The 19639-nt window shown below is 57.7% G+C and carries 16 protein-coding genes; 6 read left to right on the plus strand and 10 right to left on the minus strand.

The genetic code is table 11. The features are described 5' to 3' along the window. Window positions 1-194 precede the first annotated feature (194 nt). The 3 genes from repB to J1W56_RS25435 all read right to left on the minus strand — a co-directional run bounded on the left by repB (window position 195) and on the right by J1W56_RS25435 (window position 3633). Window positions 195-1205 carry a plasmid partitioning protein RepB gene (repB, locus tag J1W56_RS25425; RefSeq protein WP_223616077.1) on the minus strand — a complete coding sequence of 337 codons (1011 nt, stop codon included), beginning with the start codon at window positions 1203-1205 and terminating at the stop codon, window positions 195-197. Between the two features lie 3 nt (window positions 1206-1208). Then, window positions 1209-2408 carry a plasmid partitioning protein RepA gene (repA, locus tag J1W56_RS25430; RefSeq protein ID WP_223616078.1) on the minus strand — a complete coding sequence of 400 codons (1200 nt, stop codon included), beginning with the start codon at window positions 2406-2408 and terminating at the stop codon, window positions 1209-1211. A 391-nt stretch (window positions 2409-2799) separates the two neighbouring features. After that, window positions 2800-3633 (minus strand): aldo/keto reductase, encoded by an 834-nt coding sequence (locus tag J1W56_RS25435; RefSeq protein WP_223616079.1) that lies wholly within the window; start codon window positions 3631-3633, stop codon window positions 2800-2802. A 125-nt stretch (window positions 3634-3758) separates the two neighbouring features. Between J1W56_RS25435 and J1W56_RS25440 the strand changes: the two genes are divergently transcribed. After that, window positions 3759-4670 carry a LysR family transcriptional regulator gene (locus J1W56_RS25440; protein WP_223616080.1) on the plus strand — a complete coding sequence of 304 codons (912 nt, stop codon included), beginning with the start codon at window positions 3759-3761 and terminating at the stop codon, window positions 4668-4670. A gap of 52 nt (window positions 4671-4722) precedes the next feature. On the opposite strand, the gene J1W56_RS25445 is transcribed toward J1W56_RS25440, so the two are convergent. After that, complete coding sequence (locus J1W56_RS25445) at window positions 4723-5073, minus strand: VOC family protein (protein ID WP_223616081.1); 351 nt, start codon at window positions 5071-5073, stop codon at window positions 4723-4725. On the opposite strand from J1W56_RS25445, the gene J1W56_RS25450 reads away from it, so the two are divergent. Beyond that, window positions 5057-5611: a DUF3592 domain-containing protein gene (locus J1W56_RS25450; protein ID WP_223616082.1), complete on the plus strand. Its 555-nt coding sequence runs from the start codon at window positions 5057-5059 to the stop codon at window positions 5609-5611. The genes J1W56_RS25445 and J1W56_RS25450 overlap by 17 nt on opposite strands. A gap of 50 nt (window positions 5612-5661) precedes the next feature. Here the strand turns inward: J1W56_RS25450 and J1W56_RS25455 are convergent, their stop codons facing one another. Together J1W56_RS25455 and J1W56_RS25460 are read right to left on the minus strand one after the other, a co-directional pair. Continuing rightward, window positions 5662-8805 (minus strand): efflux RND transporter permease subunit, encoded by a 3144-nt coding sequence (locus J1W56_RS25455; protein ID WP_223616083.1) that lies wholly within the window; start codon window positions 8803-8805, stop codon window positions 5662-5664. Beyond that, window positions 8802-9965: an efflux RND transporter periplasmic adaptor subunit gene (locus tag J1W56_RS25460; protein WP_223616084.1), complete on the minus strand. Its 1164-nt coding sequence runs from the start codon at window positions 9963-9965 to the stop codon at window positions 8802-8804. The genes J1W56_RS25455 and J1W56_RS25460 overlap by 4 nt, the downstream gene beginning before the upstream one ends. 211 nt (window positions 9966-10176) lie before the next feature. Here J1W56_RS25460 and J1W56_RS25465 point away from each other — a divergent pair, with 211 nt between their 5' ends. The 4 genes from J1W56_RS25465 (at window position 10177) to J1W56_RS25480 (ending at window position 11967) form a co-directional block, all read left to right on the plus strand. Then, window positions 10177-10845: a TetR family transcriptional regulator gene (locus J1W56_RS25465; RefSeq protein ID WP_223616085.1), complete on the plus strand. Its 669-nt coding sequence runs from the start codon at window positions 10177-10179 to the stop codon at window positions 10843-10845. Window positions 10846-10998: 153 nt separating this feature from the next. Further along, window positions 10999-11181: a hypothetical protein gene (locus J1W56_RS25470; protein WP_223616086.1), complete on the plus strand. Its 183-nt coding sequence runs from the start codon at window positions 10999-11001 to the stop codon at window positions 11179-11181. Window positions 11182-11186: 5 nt separating this feature from the next. Next, window positions 11187-11480 carry a YkgJ family cysteine cluster protein gene (locus tag J1W56_RS25475; protein ID WP_223616087.1) on the plus strand — a complete coding sequence of 98 codons (294 nt, stop codon included), beginning with the start codon at window positions 11187-11189 and terminating at the stop codon, window positions 11478-11480. A 193-nt stretch (window positions 11481-11673) separates the two neighbouring features. Then, the gene (locus J1W56_RS25480; RefSeq protein WP_223616088.1) at window positions 11674-11967 is read left to right on the plus strand and encodes a hypothetical protein; all 294 of its coding nucleotides are present in this window, start codon (window positions 11674-11676) and stop codon (window positions 11965-11967) included. A 27-nt stretch (window positions 11968-11994) separates the two neighbouring features. Here the strand turns inward: J1W56_RS25480 and J1W56_RS25485 are convergent, their stop codons facing one another. The 4 genes from J1W56_RS25485 to J1W56_RS25500 all read right to left on the minus strand — a co-directional run bounded on the left by J1W56_RS25485 (window position 11995) and on the right by J1W56_RS25500 (window position 19275). Beyond that, window positions 11995-13284, minus strand: a complete 1290-nt coding sequence (locus J1W56_RS25485; RefSeq protein WP_223616089.1) for an Hsp70 family protein — start codon at window positions 13282-13284, stop codon at window positions 11995-11997. A gap of 134 nt (window positions 13285-13418) precedes the next feature. Next, complete coding sequence (locus J1W56_RS25490) at window positions 13419-16010, minus strand: DNA translocase FtsK (RefSeq protein WP_223616090.1); 2592 nt, start codon at window positions 16008-16010, stop codon at window positions 13419-13421. A 420-nt stretch (window positions 16011-16430) separates the two neighbouring features. Next, window positions 16431-17648, minus strand: a complete 1218-nt coding sequence (locus J1W56_RS25495) for an aminotransferase-like domain-containing protein (protein ID WP_223616091.1) — start codon at window positions 17646-17648, stop codon at window positions 16431-16433. Between the two features lie 151 nt (window positions 17649-17799). Next, window positions 17800-19275: an MFS transporter gene (locus J1W56_RS25500; protein ID WP_223616092.1), complete on the minus strand. Its 1476-nt coding sequence runs from the start codon at window positions 19273-19275 to the stop codon at window positions 17800-17802. Window positions 19276-19639: the final 364 nt, after the last annotated feature.

Genomic DNA, 19639 nt, shown 5'->3' on the forward strand with positions numbered 1-19639 from the left:
CGCCCGAAGGGCGTCGTGAATGCATTCCCCGACTGCATCGTCTTCTACCTTTCAATAGGCAAAAGAAATCCATCCGCCCAAACGACGCCAAAAAGTCTTGACACTGATTCCCGGAAATGCGATTCTCAAGTTACCACACTGTGAGAAGGGCTTCCGCGACGGCAACGTTCGGGAGCTTTTTTCTTTTGCGGTGTCTAGTCTCCTGTTTCCTTGCGGAATTCTTCAAACAAAGTCAGTAGCTTGCGCTCGACAAAAGCGCCGAACTGCGCGCCACTCCGTTTGTCGAAAGCTATATTAAGCGCCGTATCGGTCTCCTTGATCTTCGCCGGAGATGTTCCATCAGGCGCAGTCCAGGCCGTCACACGCGGCTTGTCTTTGCTGATCTTGAGGAGATCAAAGACAATCTGAAAGCGGGCATCGCTCCTGGCTGCGAGAAAATCTGCATCTTCAACGTGCTTGAGGGCCCGCATACGCTTGGCCCTGTCCTCGACCATATCAGCGATTTCTGCCCACCGTTGCCGCCCAAAAGACGGAGCCGGGCCGATCGCTTCGATCAATGGCGATGGCACGCGCCTTACCAGGGCAATCATCCGTGACAGTGCCGCTTTATCCACGCCAAGCGACGACATGATCGTCTCGCGGCCAAACCCCTTGGTTTCCAGCTTTGCCGCAAAATAGCACCGTTCAATGAACGACAAATCCGTGCGGGCGTTGTTTTCCTGGCCCTGCGAGACGATCAGTTGCTCGTCCGTGAGATCGCGTACAACGGCTTTGACCGTCCCGCCGATCTCCTTGATGGCGGCCAGACGCCTGTGACCATAGGCAACCTGAAACCGCCCTGCCCTTTCAGGATGCGGGCGCACCAGGATCGGGACCTGCTGGCCGTGTTCACGGATCTGGTCGACCAGACCGGATTGATCCTCAGCATCAACACCGAGACGATCAACAACGAACGAGGCATCAACCAGCGAAGGATCAAGCTCGATGATCGCCTGCCCTTCGGCAAGGCGCTTTTCAATTTCTTCCGCGCGCTGCGCCTTGGCGGATATGCCGTCCAGCGATTGGGAGATTGCACCAACGGGGCTTGCCGGGCGCAATGGACGATCAAGGCCCAGCAAAGGCCGACCGAGCGTCGTCCTGACAGGTGCCGCAGCTTCCGGTTCAGCGGTATCCGGCGTCATTTCAAACAGGTTCTTGCGCGCCATGGGTTACTTCCTTCCCCACGTTCTACGGAGCAGTTCTTCGATTTCACCATTGACCAATGTCAGGCTTTCCAGTGCGCGATCGTAGGTGCCGCGCGTGAACAGCGAACGGTCCACTTCGTAGAGCGTCTGCTTGGTCAGGCCGGCATCGGAAATCGCCGTGGATTTCAGCATTTCATTCTCAAGAACGCGATTGCCGAAAATCGAACGCATGAAGCCCGCCATCTGGTTCTGCGGGCCATCATTCGGTTCAAAACGCGTCACCAGATAGCGCATCCAGTCATAGTCGGTCTTGCCGCCGGCATTCTCCACCACGGCAAGCAGATCGCTGGTCATGTGCAGGAACTGCGACATCGACATCACATCCAGCATCTGCGGATGAACCGTGATCAGGATGGCGGTTGCCGCACAAAGGGCCGACAGCGACAGGAAGCCCAGTTGCGGCGGGCAATCGAGGATGACCACGTCATAGGCGGATTCGATATCGGCAAGACATTCACCGATCCGCGAGAAAAACATCGTATCGGGGCGCTTGTCCGCCAGAACTTTCGGCGTTTCATGCTCGAATTCCATCAATTCCAGATTGCCCGGAATGATGTGCAGGTTCGGCGTATAGGTTGCACGAACGATTTCGGTGATATGCCTGCGGTCGGAGCCGTAGCGGATGGCACCGTACAATGTCTCGTTCTGATCCACATCCAGTTCCGGCTGGTGCCCGAACATGGCGGAAAGCGAAGCCTGCGGATCGAGGTCGATGGCAAGCACGCGATATCCCCGCAGCGCCAGATACTGCGCCAAATGTGCGGATGTCGTCGTCTTGGCGCTTCCGCCCTTGAAGTTCATGATCGAAATGATCTGCAGCTTTTCACCGTCCCGGCGATGCCGCACATATTTGGCAGCACTCTTGCCGTTGGCATCGAGCAGACGGCGCAGTTCTTCCAGGTCATTGACGGAATAGAGCCTGCGACCATTGGGTTGCGGCGCAGGGCCATGACCATCCGCCACGATCTGGCGCAAATACCCCTCATGAATGCCGATGAAGTCTGCAGCCTCAGCCGGCGTGAAAAGACGGATTGTCTTCTGCGCCGTGGGCGGGAAAATGCGCGATTGATGGGCTTGCAGCTGCCGCGCCAAATCTTCAGCGTCAGATGCGATCAACGACCGCAACGTCGTTGCGGGCACATCTGCCGGGTTCTGATCAAGCATCTCAACCTCTCATCCGCGCATTTTGGTCCAAACTTTAAAAATATGCGCTGATTACAATATGGAGAGATTCTCTTTTTGTGGCAAACTGTTTTAGGTTAACCAACAGTTAAGTGGGCTGACGCCCCAGGAAGCCACCGCAGTTGTACGCGTACAACCAATTCCAGGAATGCTTGCCCGCGAATCCCGCACTGGCAGATGGCCGTCATTGCCGATGAGTTGTACGCGTACAACGCCAAACAATCACAACATTGCGTGGTCATCGGCAAATGAAATGGAATCACCTTTCGTTGTACCATAACAGGTATCCGGCAATTCACCTCCCTTGCAAAGACAATGGAGGTGAATTGCAGTTTCATCGCATCGCAGACAGTGTTCTTCCATGCGGCCTTGCTTACGCAATTTTATCCCACACCGGAGCCAGGCCGCTCGGGCTGACGATACGGCCGTCCGTGTGCGCAAGCCCATGGATCGCCGCCATATCCGCATCACTGAGAGCAAAGTCGAAAACGGCGAAATTTTCGATCGCACGTGCCTCGCTCACGGTCTTCGACAAAGCAATCACCCCACTCTGCTGCACCGTCCAGCGCAGCACAATCTGGGCAACGGTTTTTCCTTCGCGCGCAGCGATATCCTTGAGCACGGAATCGGCAAAGACAGCGCCGTCTGCCATCACGTAATAGCCGGTCACCGACAGGCCAGCCTTTCGTGCCGCATCGATGATGGGCTTCTGGTCGAGATAGGGATGATACTCCACCTGATTGGTCACCAGCGGTGCATCGGTCAGCGCCATTGCTTCGGCCATCAGCGCCGTATTGAAGTTGCTCACCCCAATATGGCGCACTTTGCCCCCCGCCTTCACTTCGTTCAGGGCGCCGATCTGTTCGGCAAGCGGTACTGCACTGTTCGGCCAATGCAGCAGCAGAAGGTCTACATAGTCGGTTTTCAGTTTTTTCAGACTCTCTTCGACCGAGGCGACAAAGGCATCACGCCGATAATTGTCAACCCAGACCTTGGTTGTCAGAAATACATCACGACGTGCAACACCCGAACTGAGAAGACCTTCGCCGACCTCGGCTTCGTTCCCATAGATCTGCGCAGTATCGATGTGGCGGAAACCCAGTTTGAGCGCATGCGGCACCATGCGCAGGACATCGGCCCCGGGCATACGGAACGTGCCAAAACCCAGAGCGGGTATCGAGGCACCATTGGCTGAAACGGAATGCATTATGTTCTCCTGTATTATTCCACGGTTACTGACTGACATATGGCGCAAACCCATTGCTGTTATAATGCAGTAAAATGAACTATGGTCTGTGAAATGAATTCATATGAATGGCCGAGGTGTTTGCCGTGAACAATCGCGCAGGCGAGATGGAGGTTTTCGTGGAAGCCGTTGAGCGCGGCAGTTTTACCGCCGCGGCCGAACGGCTTGGTCTGTCGCCCTCTGCCATCAGCAAGCTGATCACCCGGATCGAAGAGCGCCTCGGCACGCGCCTGCTTGTTCGCTCGACGCGGGCACTGCAGCTGACGCCGGAAGGCGAGGCCTATCATCAGCGCGCGGTGCGCATCATTGCCGAAATCGAGGAGACGGAACGTCTGATGACTTCGGGCGGCGCTGCCGTTCCGCGCGGTCTGTTACGCGTCAACTCGTCGGTGGGTTTCGGGACGCGCTGCATCGTTCCCCTGGTGCCGGCTTTCCTGGCGCGTTATCCCGATGTCGAGCTGGACCTGTCACTCTCGGACGGTGTCATCGACATCATTGAAGAGCGCGCCGATGTGGCCATCCGCACCGGCCCCATGCGCGACTCGGGTTTGAAGGCGCGCAAACTGGGCGAGAGCCGCCGCGTGGTCGTGGCTGCGCCTGACTATCTGGCCAAGCACGGTGTTCCGCAGAGCCCCGACGAGTTGGCACAGCACAATTGCCTGACGTTCAACTTTCGCCGCAGCATGGACGAGTGGGCGTTCCGCTACCCGGGGGAGGAGCGCATTCGCCCCATCGCTGTGAAAGGCAACTTCAAGGCCAATAACGGATCGAGCGTGCGCCAGCTGGCGATTGCGGGACTGGGGCTGGCGCGCATTGGCCAGTTTCACGTGCAGAAGGATCTTGATGCTGGTACACTCGTACCGGTTCTCGATGATTATAATCCGGAAGACATGGAGTTTATCCATGCCGTCTTCGCCGGACATGAGCATATGGCTGCCCGCATTCGCGCCTTCATCGACTTTCTAGTGGAAAGTAACCCCGCGGACATGACCGTATAAGAACTATCTTGTTTTAAAATCATATAGTTAAATGGTTAACCGAAATATAGGTTCAGCCGTGTGAGAGAATATTGACGATATTTCCGAAGGGATCGCAGACATAAAAGCGGCGCACCCCCCATGGCTCATTGGTTATATCGTATGGAATCTCCAGTCCGGCTGCTTTTGCCCGCTGATAGATGATGTCGACATCATCGACCTCGATGGAAAGGGAGGGGAGGGGGGTGCCTGAACCGCCTTCGCTTGCCACACTTACCTCCGGCCTGGAGGTCACATCAGAGGCGAATGTCAGTATCCACCCGTGATCCATGACCACGTCGAGATCGAGCAATTCCTGATAAAATTTCCTCGCATGTTCAGGATCGGATGCCTTGAGATTTGGCACTATGCGTCGAACGGCCATCGCTTCCTCCCACGTATCGCCAGCCGCCTTCTTAGCGTTCAGCGCAGACTTGATCTATACGCCAAGATCATTAAAAACTCTGCCCATGCGTGGCTCAACAATCGCCAAACCTGTCTTTCTCGCCGTGACGCTGATTCTCTTCGGAATTTCAGGTTATTTGGCAATACACGCACATCGTTTCATCGTTCACGCGCAACGGGCTCAGGGGCGCGTCGTTGAAATGCTGCTGGAGTCGTCCGGAAACGGGGGACATGCTCTTTCTCGGCCCATGGTCGAATTCATGACAGCGGATGGCACCAAAATCGAATTCAAGTCGACAAGTGCTTCCTATCCACCGTCCTTTGCACGCAACGAAATCGTTACCGTCTTCTATGATCCCGATGAACCGCAATCCGCCGAGATCAATGATTTCTTCTCCTTGTGGGGCGCGGTGTTGATCACAAGCGGGCTCTGCATGGTCTTTGCAGGTTTTACGACCGCGTTCTATCTTCGCGTGCAAAAGTCTCGGCACAAGCAAACATCACAAGCAAAGTCTTAACCGGAAAAAGAAAGCCCCCTCGTTCCAGAGCGGGGAGGGGGCTTCATCTGCTACTCAGCTGGCGCCGGCGCCGGGTGCGTATCGGGCAGGGATGATTTCTTCTTGCCCGGGTCCTTCCAGGCGATAAGCCGGTAGAACATCGGGATGAAGAATGTCGCGATAAAGGTCGCCGCCAGCATGCCACCGATAACACCCGTACCGATCGCATGACGGCTTGCCGAACCGGCACCTGAACTGATGGCCAGCGGCACAACACCCAGAATGAACGCGAGGGAAGTCATGACAATCGGCCGGAAACGCAGCCGTGCAGCCTCGATGGCGGCTTCTGCCGCCGAATAGCCTTCCTGGCGTTTCAGGACGGCGAATTCGACAATCAGGATAGCGTTCTTTGCCGCAAGACCGATCAGCGTCACCATGCCGATCTGGAAGTACACGTCATTGGTCAATCCGCGCAGCATGGTCGCGGCCAAGGCACCGAAAAGTGCGAAAGGCACCGCCATGATGACCGCCAGCGGCAGGCTCCATTTTTCATACTGGGCCGCCAGGATCAGGAACACCATGATGATGCCGAAAATCATCGCCTGCGAGCCTGTACCGCTCGTTGCCAGTTCCTGGAAGGAGGACCCAGTCCAGGCTATCTGGAAGCCTTCGGGCAGCGTCTCCTTGGCCACTTGCTGCATGGCCTTGATGGCATCGCCCGATGTGTAACCCGGTGTCGGATTGCCGGTCACCTTGGCGGCGCTGAAGGCATTGAACCGCTCGAGTTGATCCGGACCAACAATGCGCTTGACGGTCACCAGGGCGCTGAGCGGAATCATACTGCCGGAATTGGCACGCACAAACACCTGGCGCAGGTCATCGGGCGTACGGCGGAAATCCGCTTCCGACTGCAGGTTGACCTGATAGTTGCGGCCAAACAGCGTGAAATCATTCACGTAGAGGCTGCCGAAAGAGGCCTGCATGGCATCGAAGACAGAATTGATCGGGACATTCAGCGCCTTGGCCTTGTCGCGGTCGAGGTCAAGCTGGTACTGTGGCACATTCGGATCGAAGGTCGTTCTCACGCTCGTGAGTTCGGGGCGCTTGGATGCGGCCTCGACGATTTTATTTGTGGCGTCCGTGAGCTTGGCCACGTCGCTCCCTGTACGGTTCTGTACGTAAAGCTCGAAACCGCCCGTCGTACTCAATCCCTGAATGGGCGGCGGATTGAATGCCAGCACCATGGCGTCCTTGATACCCGCATTCATCCCCATGATCGGACCCGCCATATTGCGGGAATCGAGTTCCGGCGTCTTGCGCTGGCTCCAGTCCTTCAGGGTGAGGAAGGTGGTGCCGGCATTGGATTTCTGCCCACCGGAGAGGAGATCGAAGCCAGCGATGGCAAAGACGTTCTCGGCCGCAGGGTGCTTCGCCAGATTCTGCGATGACTGCTCCATGGCCGCTTTCGTTCGTGTCAACGAGGCCGCCGGCGGCAGCACGGCAACGCTGAGAAGAACACCCTGATCTTCATCAGGGACAAGCGAGCCCGGTATCTTGTAGAACATATAGGCCGTGCCGCCGATCAGGAAGGCAAACAGCGTCAAGCCGATGGCAACCCGTTTGATCAGGAAGCGAACGCCCGAGGTATAGCCTGATGCCACGCGGTCAAAAGCCCGGTTGAAGATACGGAAGGGCAGGGCCGGTTCATGATGACCCGGCTTCAGGATCAGGCCGCAGAGCGCCGGCGTCAGCGACAATGCGACAATGCCCGAGATGGTCACCGACATGGCGATGGTAACCGCGAACTGCTTGTACATGGCGCCGGCAAGCCCGCCCATGAAGGATACAGGCACAAACACCGCACACAGGACCAGCACGATGGCAACAACGGGTCCGGTCACCTCACTCATCGCTTTGATCGCCGCCTCACGCGGCGGCAGCTTTTCCGTCGACATGATACGTTCGACGTTTTCCAGCACCACAATCGCATCGTCGACCACGATACCGATCGCCAGCACGAGACCGAACAGCGTCAGCAGGTTGATGGAGAAGCCAAGCACGTACATGCCGGCAAATGTGCCGATGATCGAGATTGGAACGGCAATGACCGGAATAAGCGTGGCGCGCCAGTTCTGCAGGAAGATGAAGACCACCAGCACGACGAGGATAATCGCCTCGATGAAGGTGGTCACGACTTCATCGATCGACGCCTGGATGAATTTGGTGGTGTTGTAGGGGATCGAATAGTCCATGCCCGTGGGAAAGGCAGCTTTCAGCTCATCCATGCGGCTGCGCACGGCTTCCATCGTATTGAGCGCATTGGCGCCCGGCTGCAGATAGACCGCAATAGGGATAGCTGGCGTTCCATTCAGCTTGCTGTCCACCGCATAGCTCTGCGCTCCGAGTTCCACTCGGGCCACATCACCCAGCCGCAGGGTTGCGGCATTGGGCGACGAACGCAGGATGATGTTTTCGAACGCCTTGGCGTCGGGCAGGCGACCCATTGTTGTGGCGGAATAGGTGAAGGCATTGGACTGGGGATCGGGCTGATCACCAAATTTGCCGGCGGCGAACTGGGAATTCTGCTCGCGAATGGCCGTTGCCACATCCGTCGGGGTCAAACTATATTGTGCCAGCTTGTCGGGGCGCAGCCAGATGCGCATGGAGTAGTTGGGATTGCCGAGAACCTGCGCGTCGCCGACACCCGGAATGCGCTTCAGATCGTCGACAACGTTCAGCAGCGCGTAATTGCCGATATAGGTGCGGTCATACTGGCCGCCCTCGGAAAACATCGCGACAAGGCCGAGAATGGATGTGGAGCGCTTGGCGACGGTCACACCCTGCCGGGTCACGTCCTGTGGCAGTGTCGATGTCGCGCGCTGCACGCGATTGTTGACGTTGATCGTCGCCTGGTCAGCATTCGTCCCCAGCGCAAAGGTTACCGTCAGCTGCATCTGGCCGCTGGCCGAGTTGGTCGACTGCATGTAGAGCATGTTTTCGACGCCGTTGATCTGCTGCTCCAGCGGTGATGCCACGGTTTGGGCGATGGTTTCGGCGCTGGCGCCCGGATAATTGGCGCTGACCACCACCTGCGGCGGCGTCAATTCCGGATACTGGGCAATCGGGAGCACCCTTATCGCGACAATACCGGCGAGAACGATGATGATCGAAATGACGGCCGCAAAAACCGGCCGGTCGATGAAGAACCGGTTCATTGGGTCACCAGCGCCTGTTTCACACTGTCAGTCGCCGAAACCAGTTGTCCCGGTTTGACCTTGATGACGCCTTCCGTGACCACACGGTCGCCGGCGGCGAGGCCGGAAAGTACGATCCAGCCCTTGTTGACCTGCTGACCGAGATTGAGTGGCCGGACTTCCGCCTTGCCTTCATTGTTCACCACATAGACGAACTGGCCTTTGGGTCCCTGCATCAGGGCCGCCTCGGGAATGACGATCGTATCGTTCACCGTCACGCCCGTCACCGTCGCGCGGACGAACTGGCCGGGAAGGAGACGGCGCTCCGGATTGTCGATGATGGCACGCACTCCCAGCGTGCCCGTTTCCAGATCAAGACTGCTTGAGGTGAAATCGATGGTTCCGAGATGATTGTAAACCGTACCGTCGCCAAAGGAGAGTTTGACCGCAAGCTTGTTGGCTTCGAGCCCCTTGGCTTTGCGCTCGTCCAGCAGACGGCGGATTTCCGCCGCTTCCGTATCGGTAAAGGAGAAGTTGATATAGACCGGATCGGTCTGCGTAATCGATGTCAGCAGGCTGGAAGCCGCATCTGTTCCAATCAGGCTGCCTTCCGAAACCTGCTCGCGTGTTGTCACACCGCTGATGGGCGCAGTCACTTTCGTATATTGCAGATTGAGTTCTGCTGTCCTGACCTGCGCCTTTGCCGCGGCAACCGCTGCAGCGTTCAAATCCCGTGTCGATACCGCCGTATCGCGTGCCGCGGTGCTCTGCACTTTCTGGTCCACCAGTGTCTGCGCCCGATCCGCATCCCGTATGGACTGAGCGTACTGTGCCTGAGCCTGTTGCAGCTGGGCCTGGACGCGGGCGAGCTCCGCTTCATAAGGCGCCGGATCGATCTCAAACAGCAGATCGCCGGCTTTGACTTCCGAACCTTCGATGAAATTCCGCTTCAGGAGAATACCGCCAACACGGGCACGCACCTGCACATCACGGTAAGCCGTAATCCGCGCCGCATATTGGTACGACAGGTCCACTTCCTCCGGCTGAACGGCAACCGCTGTTACTTGTGGCGGGGGAGGGGCCTTGCCGCCTGCTTGCTGGGCATTAGCCGGCAAATTGAGTGCCAGCGTCGCGCCTGCAAGAAAAACGAGACTGAGAAAACGGGTACCGAGCAAAGTCATGGGAGGGTTCGCTTGTCCGAGGAATATCTGGGTGCATGTACAAACATACATCCGTGATTGTAAATAAACGAAAGCGTGATATTGTGTCGGAAAATCGACCGGACGCGATCACGTTTGGGTTATCGAACCAGCGGTACGAATGGCCGCCATCGGATAGCTCGCTGACGATGTCCCGGCATCCCGGAGGGATAACCCGAGCGAAGGAGGCACTATGCGCAGGACCAAAGCCGAGGCAGGAGCAACGCGGGAAGCCATTCTGGATTCCGCGGAGATTGTCTTCTTGGAACATGGTGTCAATCGGTCAACCCTGAACCAGATTGCCGAACATGCTGGCGTAACGCGCGGCGCCATCTACTTCCACTTCAAGGACAAGATCGAACTCTATCAGGAAGTTGTCGAGCGTGTGCGACTGCCACAGGACGATCTTCTTACCAAGGCAATCTATTGCGAGAACGCCAACCCTCTCGATATTGCCCTAGATGCCGCCATCTATTGTCTTGAGAACTTTGCCGGTGATCCGAGAAAACAGCGGGTTTTCACCATCATCACCCAGCGTTGTGAGTACGTCGGTGAAATGGCGCAGGTCCTGGAGCGGCTACGTGCGCTCAACGACGAGGTTCATCACATGCTGTTGCGTTTGACGACATTGGCCAGGAAGCGCGGCATGCTGTCGTCCGCCTGGCACCCGGACATTGCGGCGCGCGCCTTGCAAAGCACGATGTCCGGGCTGCTGTTCGAGTGGATGCGGCTCGAGAAGAATTTCGACCTGGTCGCCGCCGGGACAATGACGATGACCGCCATTGTCGACTCCTTCCGCAAGAAGGACATCCCTGTTGATGCACCTGTCATCAGGGTCAAGAGGCAGTTGGTGGTGTCCTGATCAGCCCATTGTCTCATGCTGCTTCCCCAGATAAATAGCCCCCAAGCCTAGTATCGGTGCCGTATACGGAGTAAACAACGGCTCCCTTCCTGCGCTGTCGGTCTGCTTGGCAATCCGTATCGCTCATCAGGGCGAACACGAGAGGATTGAACAATGGCCATCAAGTTTACCGCCAAAGACCCGGCAATTACCGAAAGCCCTGCACCAGCAAAAGTTGCCAAGCCTGAAAAGCTTGAATCGGCTGCGCCTTCTTCGGATACCGAAACCGGATCAGGCGATAGTGATCTCTTCAATGCGGCTCCCAAGACGCCGGCGCGCAAACGCAAGGGCAAATAAGGCGTATGGAGGCAGGCGAGATTTTTGATTGCCAATCCTGCGGTGCGTGTTGCTGCTACTCATCCCAGTGGCCGCGATTTTCCACGGAAGACGACGCGCAGCTTGCGCTTATTCCAGCCAAATATGTTGCCAGTGATGAAAGCGGCATGCGATGTGTCGGTGTCCGTTGCTCCGCGTTGACTGGTGAAATCGGCAAGACCACCGCTTGCGGAATTTACGACGTGCGGCCCGAAGTGTGCCGCTCCTGCATGCCGGGCGATCCGGAATGCCTTATGGCACGCAAGGCCCACAATCTCTGAGCTTGGACCTCGCAACATATGCCGCATCCAGCGCGGTGCGGAGACGTTAAAATTCACCGCATGATTTCCATCAATAAGATGTGATTCCGATGTGTCCGGATCGGTCAAAAACTTGCCCCGATTGCGGCGGTAACTCCCCCAGCCTTTCGAACTGTACTGCCTGCATCCAATTTAAACTATCCGGAGAGTCATCATGCATAGAAGCAATGTCGAGCGTGAACCGGAATATGTAAGGGAACGCACCGAAGGACCGCAAAATCTGGGACGCATTTATCTGTTGAGTCTGGCGCTGTGTGCCGCGCTGATTGCCACGACCGCCGTTGGATACGAATCCGAATGGCCAGATGTCATGACGATAACCGCTTCCACGACAAATCCAGAATTTTACCAGAGGGCAGACGGCAAGACGCCCCTGACCTTCTGCAACACTGCCGAGCATACACCAGGGGCGGATCCAAAGCCGGCATGGCGCACATTTGATATCTGATACCCGGCCATTAGGGCCGGGCAGCATTTATGCAGTCCACTGCGGGATGTCGTCGCGTTCGCCAATGAGCGCAAGCCCATGCGCGATCGAGAGCAGTTCGCCGCCTGTCTCGATCCGGTCCTGCGCGAAACGTTCGGTGAATATGCGTCGCACGGCTGGGACAAACGATGTCCCGCCCGTCAGGAACACTTTGTCAATTTCACCTGCCACCGTATTGGTCCGTTCAAGGACATCGTCAAGCGCGCCTTGGATGCGGGCGAGATCACCGGCAATCCATCCCTCGAATTGACTACGCTTGATGAGCTTGCGGCTGCCGCGACCGAGCGGTTCGAAATTGAACTCAGCCTCGTCGGCGGTCGATAGAGCCATCTTGGTGGCCGACACGGCCTGATACAGCGGATAACCTTCATCGTGGTCGACAAGATCGACGAACGTCTCAAGTTTTTCCGGCTCCAGACTGGACCGCACCAGCTTCTTCAGTTCGGCAAACTCCCGTGATGTCTTGAAGATGGACAACTGGTTCCACCGGCCGAAATTGGCATAGTAGGAGGAGGGGACTTCGAGCGTCTTGTCGAAGCTTTTGAAGAAACTTCCCTTGCCGATCTGCGGAGCGACGATGCTGTCGATCATCCGGTAGTCGAAATGATCGCCGGCAATGCCGACACCGGAATAGCCGATGGGCGTTGCGCTGAGCTTTCCGCCGTGCGTCTCGAAACGAATGAGCGAATAGTCGGTCGTACCCCCACCAAAATCTGCCACAAGAACGGTCGCATCGGCCTTGAGGTTCTGGGCAAAATAGAAAGCCGCAGCCACCGGCTCGTAGACATAGTGGATTTCAGGAAAACCGAACCGGGTGAGCGCCTGGTTGTAACGCGCCGTTGCCAGGGCGGGATCCGGATTGGCGCCGGCGAAATGCACCGGCCGGCCGGTCACGATGCGTTTGACGTCCTTGGGCCAATCGTTACCGGCATAGCTCCGCAACCGGCGCACAAAAATTTCCATCAGGTCTTCAAACGAATGGCGCTTTGCAAAGACAAGCGTGCCCTGGAAGAGGGCACTCGCGGCAAATGTCTTGATCGACTGCAGAAAGCGGCATTCGCCGGGGTTATCGATGAACTGCCGGATCGCCGCATGCCCGGCCTCAACCTTCAATGCCGCCGCACCGGCAAGAGGGTCCTTCATGAAGGATAGTGCCGTGCGCATGCTATCGGCTGTGCCGGTCGCATTGGTGAAGGATAGCGAGCGTGTCTTTGTCCCATCCGCCAATGCCAAAACCGTATTGGTTGTGCCAAAGTCGAAACCCAGCGCCTGAGCCATTGCCGCGCTCCTTTATGCCATGAATGTCAGAAATCGGGACAAAGCCCGTCGAATGGGCCCAGCGCGCCCAAATCAAGGACGCGCGTCATGACATAGCAAACGTGCAGACGCAAGGTGCGTTTTATTCGGACAGGTTATTCCACGCTATCTGCAGCGCTGAACGGCGCATTGTCCCGGCTGTGCGAGAGAATTTCCCGCTTGCCGACATGATTGGACGGTCCGACAAGCCCTTCCTTTTCCATGCGCTCCACCAACGATGCAGCTCTGTTGTAACCGATCTGCAGACGCCGCTGGATATAGGACGTGGAGCACTTCTTGTCGCGCATGACCACCTTGACCGCCTGGTCGTAGAGTTCATTGCCGTCTTCCGCCGCAACAGCTCCCTTATCGAAAACCGCTCCGCCGGTTTCCGCTTCCGGTTCTTCCTCTTCGCTCTCGTCGGCAGTCACCGTATCGAGATAATCCGGACGACCCTGCGCCTTCAGATGCGCAACCACGCGCTCGACTTCCTCGTCGGAGACAAACGGGCCATGTACGCGGGAAATCCGCCCGCCGCCCGCCATGTGCAGCATATCGCCCTGACCGAGCAACTGCTCTGCACCCTGTTCGCCCAGAATCGTGCGGCTGTCGATCTTCGAGGTCACCTGGAACGAAATACGGGTCGGGAAGTTCGCCTTGATCGTGCCGGTGATGACATCGACCGACGGACGCTGCGTGGCCATGATCAGATGGATACCCGCAGCACGGGCCATCTGGGCGAGGCGCTGAATGGCGCCTTCGATGTCCTTGCCCGCCACCATCATCAGGTCGGCCATCTCGTCGACGATAACGACGATATAGGGCATCGGCGTCAGATCCATGACTTCCTGCTCATGAATGGGCTCGCCCGTGCCCTTGTCGAAGCCGGTCTGGACGGTGCACATCACCGTCTCGCCCTTTTCCTTGGCGAGGGCAGCGCGGGCATTGAAGCCGTCGATATTGCGCACGCCCAGCTTTGACATCTTCCGGTAACGGTCTTCCATTTCGCGTACCGCCCACTTCAGTGCCATGACCGCCTTTTTCGGGTCGGTCACAACAGGGGTAAGGAGGTGCGGAATACCGTCATAGATCGACAGTTCGAGCATTTTGGGGTCAACCATGATCAGGCGGCACTCTTCCGGCGTCAGCCGGTAGAGGAGCGACAGGATCATGGTGTTGATCGCAACCGACTTGCCCGAACCCGTTGTACCGGCAACCAGCAGATGCGGCATCTTGGCGAGTTCAGCGATAACCGGCTCACCGCCAATGGTCTTGCCAAGGCAGAGCGCCAGCTTAAGCTTGGTGCTCTCGAAATCCGGCGAAGCGATCATTTCGCGGAAGTACACGGTCTCGCGCGTCGCATTCGGCAGTTCAATGCCGATGACATTGCGTCCGGGCACCACCGCCACACGGGCTGACAAGGCCGACATGGAACGGGCAATATCATCGGCAAGGCCGATAACGCGAGAGGACTTGATGCCGGGTGCCGGCTCGAATTCATACAGCGTCACCACCGGTCCGGGGCGCACATGAATGATCTCGCCACGGATACCGAAGTCCTCAAGCACGCTTTCAAGAAGTCCGGCATTCTGTTCCAGCGCTTCCTGCGTAATGATCACTTCCGCGCGTTCCGCCGGTTCCTGCAGCAACGACAGCGGCGGGCGCTCATACATCTCGCCATAGGACTGTACGGCAAGCGGTGTAAGGCGGGTCGGCACGATAGCGGGCTTCTCCTGGCGCACCGTTACCTGTAGCCGTGACGGCTTTTCTTCAACGGCCACTTCTTCCGGCGGCAATGGTGCCGCCGCAGCGCGAGCAAAAGTCACTTCCTCTTGCACATCAGTCGCCGGATTCATAACGGCAGCGCTTTCCACGACCGGATCGGCCTGGCGCTGGCGCGTGGCAGCTGCAACGGCCGCCGGTGCAACCGGAACAATCGGTGCGGCAGGCAAGGGAGCCGGACCTGCGGGCACTGTGGTCACAGGAGCGGTGGTGGCATGCGGCTGCCGGAGTTCGACAACACGGAACAACGCGGTAATGGCATCGGGTGCGATCTTGCGTACAGCCTTCGACGCAGAGGCTGCGGGGGTAGCAACAAAGCTGCCCGAGAACTCCATCGATTCCCAGAATGCATAATCCGAGAGATAATCCAGCGTTCCGGATTTTTGTGGAATTGGCTGCGCGCCGCTTGTTTGCAGGCTTGGCCGGGCCTCACGCGCAACGGGAGCGGCTGGTGCGTGCGTGACGACCGCCGGTGCATAGTTTGTGACGAATGCCGGGGCCCGCGGCAAACCGGACTGCGCCGGGGCAGGGGCCTTGCGAAGAGCAGTCTCGCCAGCAACCGGCTTGGGAGCCGCCGGAGCGACAGCAGGAATCTTCGGGGTTGGCGCCGGGATGGCCGCCTTTGGCGCGGCAATCGACCTTTCCACTTTGGGAGCAGGTGCCGGCGTTGCGCTTTCGGCCCCGTCGCGGTGCTTTTGCAGAACGGTATCGGGGGTGCGGGTGAAACGCACATTGGCCGACAGGGAGAACATCCGCTTTGAAATGGGAGCCGTGGGATCCGTATCCGGCTCAAGTGTGATCGGCGCACGTGTGATCGGCGCACGTGCAGGCGCGCGCATCCCGCCGCTTGGCGTGGTTGACGCAGGGGCCTCGATGGAACGTCGGGTGGAGACCGGCTCATAGGGCGAAGCAGCAGGAGTGCGCATGTTTCCCGAACCGTTTGGCACACTATTTCGAGCCGCCTGGGTCGGAGCTGGCGGTTGCACCGCCTCCGGCACGGTCGGCTTTTGAGCCACAGGCGGCTGTGCAGACGCTGGCGATTCGTGCGCATCGCCATATTCGTCTACGTAATCGTCTGACTTCATTGAGAAATTTGTTCTTGGAATACGCATGATACCTGCAAGCGAAGCGATTGGATGTTGCTCGTAAACTTGCCTAATCGAATAGAAAATGAAGGTTAATAAGTTGCTACTGATGGCTGCAAACGCTATCCCTGTTGCCGCCTCCTGACAGGGGCAGCGACGGCCCGGATCGATGCAGGGCACGTGCGCAGGTACGCCCCGGATACCAAAAAGCAGCCTGTTTAAAATCAGGCTGCTTTCTTTGTCACGGAACAGTGCGAGCCGTCAGGCGGCTTCTTCGGCAATCAGCTTGCCGAGACGGGAAATCCCGATTTCGATTGCTTCCTTGTTGGGCAAGGAGAAGTTGAGCCGGATGGTATTCTTGCCGGTCCCGTCCGCATGGAATGCAAAGCCGGGAACGAACGCCACGCGCACCTTTTGCAGCGCTTGTGCGAGGAGGGCTGCGCCGTCCATGCCTTCCGGCAAGGTGACCCAGACAAACATGCCGCCCTCCGGTTTTGTCCACGTCACGCCTGGCGGCATGAAACGGGCAAGGGCATCGAGCATATAGTCGCGGCGCTGGCGGTAGCTGTTGCGCACTTTCTCGACCTGTTTGTCGAAATCCCGGGACGCCACGTGATGGATTGTCATCTGATTGATGGTCGGGCTGTGCAGATCGGCAGCCTGTTTAATCAGGACCAGCTTGGCAATCACAGGCTGTGCAGCGCAAATCCAGCCGACACGCAAGCCGGGTGTAAGGGTCTTGGAGAAACTGCCGGAGTAGACGACACGCGTGCGGTCGATATGTCCTTCACGTTCGCAATCGAGGGCAAGCATCGACGGCACGGGCTCTCCATCGAACCGCAAGGCCTGATAGGCCGCATCTTCGATCAGCGGTATGTCGAGTTCGTGCGCCAGCTCAATCAGGCGGATGCGGCCATCCTGGCTGACCGTTTCGCCCGTCGGGTTGCAGAAATCCGCCGTCAGATAGGCAAGCTTTACATCACCGCCTGCAGCCTTTGCACCGTCGCGATAGGCGACCGGCGTCATGTTTCCCTGTTCGGGGTTGAGGCGGTCATAGCGCGGCTCATAGGCGTTGAAGGCCTGGAGGGCCCCAAGATAGGTGGGCCAGGTCGTGAGCACCGTATCGCCGGGTGATATGAACAGCTTGCCGAGGTAGTCCAGTGCCTGTTGCGAGCCCGTGGTGATGATGATGTTGTCGATCGTGCAGGGCACGCCGAGCGACGCCATGTGCTGCACCAGCCATTCGCGCAGCGGGCGATATCCCTCGCTCACCGAATATTGCAGCGCGACGTCAGCATTCTGGCTGAGAACAGCCTCATAGGCTTCCCGTATCGCTTCCTTGGGAAAGAGGGCGGGGTCCGGAATACCGCCGGCAAAGGAAATGATGTCTGGCTGATCAAGCAGTTTCAGCAGTTCGCGTATTTCGGATGCACGCATGTTTTTCGTGCGTGTTGCGTACAGAGCATCCCACTCGCCCATTGTTTCCTCCCGTTTGTTTGCAGATGCATAGCACCGTAAAACAGCAGATATGTCAACAATACTGACATATCTGCTGTTGTTATTTTGCAAGGCTTGTTGGCCGCACAATCAAGATGCGGTGAGGGCGGGTAAAGCCAGCCGCTGCGCAATCCTATTCGCCGGGAGCCTTGACCATTTTCGTGTGACCGCTGATGTCGGCCCCTGCCGATTGTGAAAAGCGGAGGTTCCAGATCGTCGCGGTGAGGGAGATTGCCGTTACAACAAGAAACGCCGCCGAGAAGTCGCCAAGTTCCGGTGTCGCATGGCTTCGAACCAGCATTGAACCCGAAAGGGCCAATGCGCCGACACAGATACCGAGCGACAACATGAGCTGCTGGAATGTCGTATAGAAACTGGTCGCAGAACTCATGCGTTCCCGTCCGATCTCGTCATAGGCCACCGTGTTGTAGGCCGTGAACTGGAACGACATGAAGAACCCGCAGCAAAGCAGAACAGCGAAGATGAGGGGCAGGGGCCAGTCCGGCCGGAAGGCTGCACAAAGGGCGTAACCAAACGTCGCAATGAGGCCATTGACGATAAGGCTTGCGCGGAAACCGAAGCGCCGCAGGATTTTCGGTGCAACGGCCTTCATCATCATGGAGCCCAGTGCCGTGGCGACAACGATGCCGCCCGCGCGCGCCGCAGAAAATCCAAAGCCGAGCTGCAGCATCAGGGGCAGCAGGAACGGCTGTGCCCCCTGGGTGATGCGGGTCAGCGACCCGGCGATGACAGACGTGCTGAAGCTGCTGACGCGCATGAGCGAGAAATCGAGAATGGGGGAGGGATGCCGCTTGGCATGTGCGAGATAACCCGCACCGAAAACCATCCCCACAGCAACAAGAACGGCTGCCAGTTCCCCTTCACCCGGGCGGCTTGCCATTTCGAAACCGAAGAGGAGAGAACCGAGTGAAATGCCGGAAAGGAAAAGACCGAGAAAATCGAAGGGACCGTCGGACACCCCCTTCACCTCCTCGATGAAGCGCCTGACAAGAATGAAACCAATGCAGCCGATCGGCACATTGATGTAGAAAATCCAGCGCCAGTCGAAATAGGTGACAATCAGCCCGCCCACGGGCGGCCCGAGAATGGGGCCGACAAGCGCGGGAACCAGCAGCCAGGACATCGCTGAAACAAGATCCTTGCGCGCGACGCTGCGCATCAGCACGAGCCGGCCAACCGGCATCATCATCGCACCGCCAAGGCCCTGAATGATGCGCGCGAGAACGAGAAAGCGCAGATCCGGGGCCTGCGCACAAAGGATCGAACCAAAGACGAAAACCGCGATTGCCGCGCTGAAAACGGTGCGGGATCCGAACCGGTCGGCAATCTTGCCGCTCGCCGGGATGAAGATGGCGAGACTGAGGAGATAGGAGGTGAGCGCCAGGCTCATGGCAGGTGGCTGAACGCCAAAATCGCGTGCCATGGTCGGCAACGCCGTTGCCAGCACCGTCGCGTCGAGCTGTTCCATGAACATGGCACTGGCAATGATAAGCGCTATGGTGCGGAAGTTCGGACCTGTTGTTTTGTTGTCAGGCGTTTGGATCGTTCGTGGCCGGGCCTGGGAGGCCTGACTGATTTGGTCCGACATGGTCGGGTTCGCTCTCGGTAGCGCGTACACATCGGAAAGAAAATGTCGCGGATTTGCAAACGGCGGCTAGCCGTGGGGAAACGACCACCGATATAAACCCGCGATTATGCGATATCCATATACAATCTCGTGATTCATTGTACCTGGTACAAAATAATCGCCCCGAAACAGTGCGCGTATCTTGGAAGCAAGCCTGAACGGACGTTGCACTTCGAAATGGAATGTACCCGGCTACAACATCATGTGGCAGCAAGGTTGAAATGTCGCTTGTTGTGCAAAGTTAAAATGTCATCCTGACAGATGCCGAGGCTCATCGACGGGCAGGGCGGAGACCTCGATATCGCAGCTCTGCCCGGCGACAGTG

It is taken from the genome of Phyllobacterium calauticae, from assembly GCF_019991125.1.
Classification (GTDB): Bacteria; Pseudomonadota; Alphaproteobacteria; order Rhizobiales; family Rhizobiaceae; genus Phyllobacterium; species Phyllobacterium calauticae.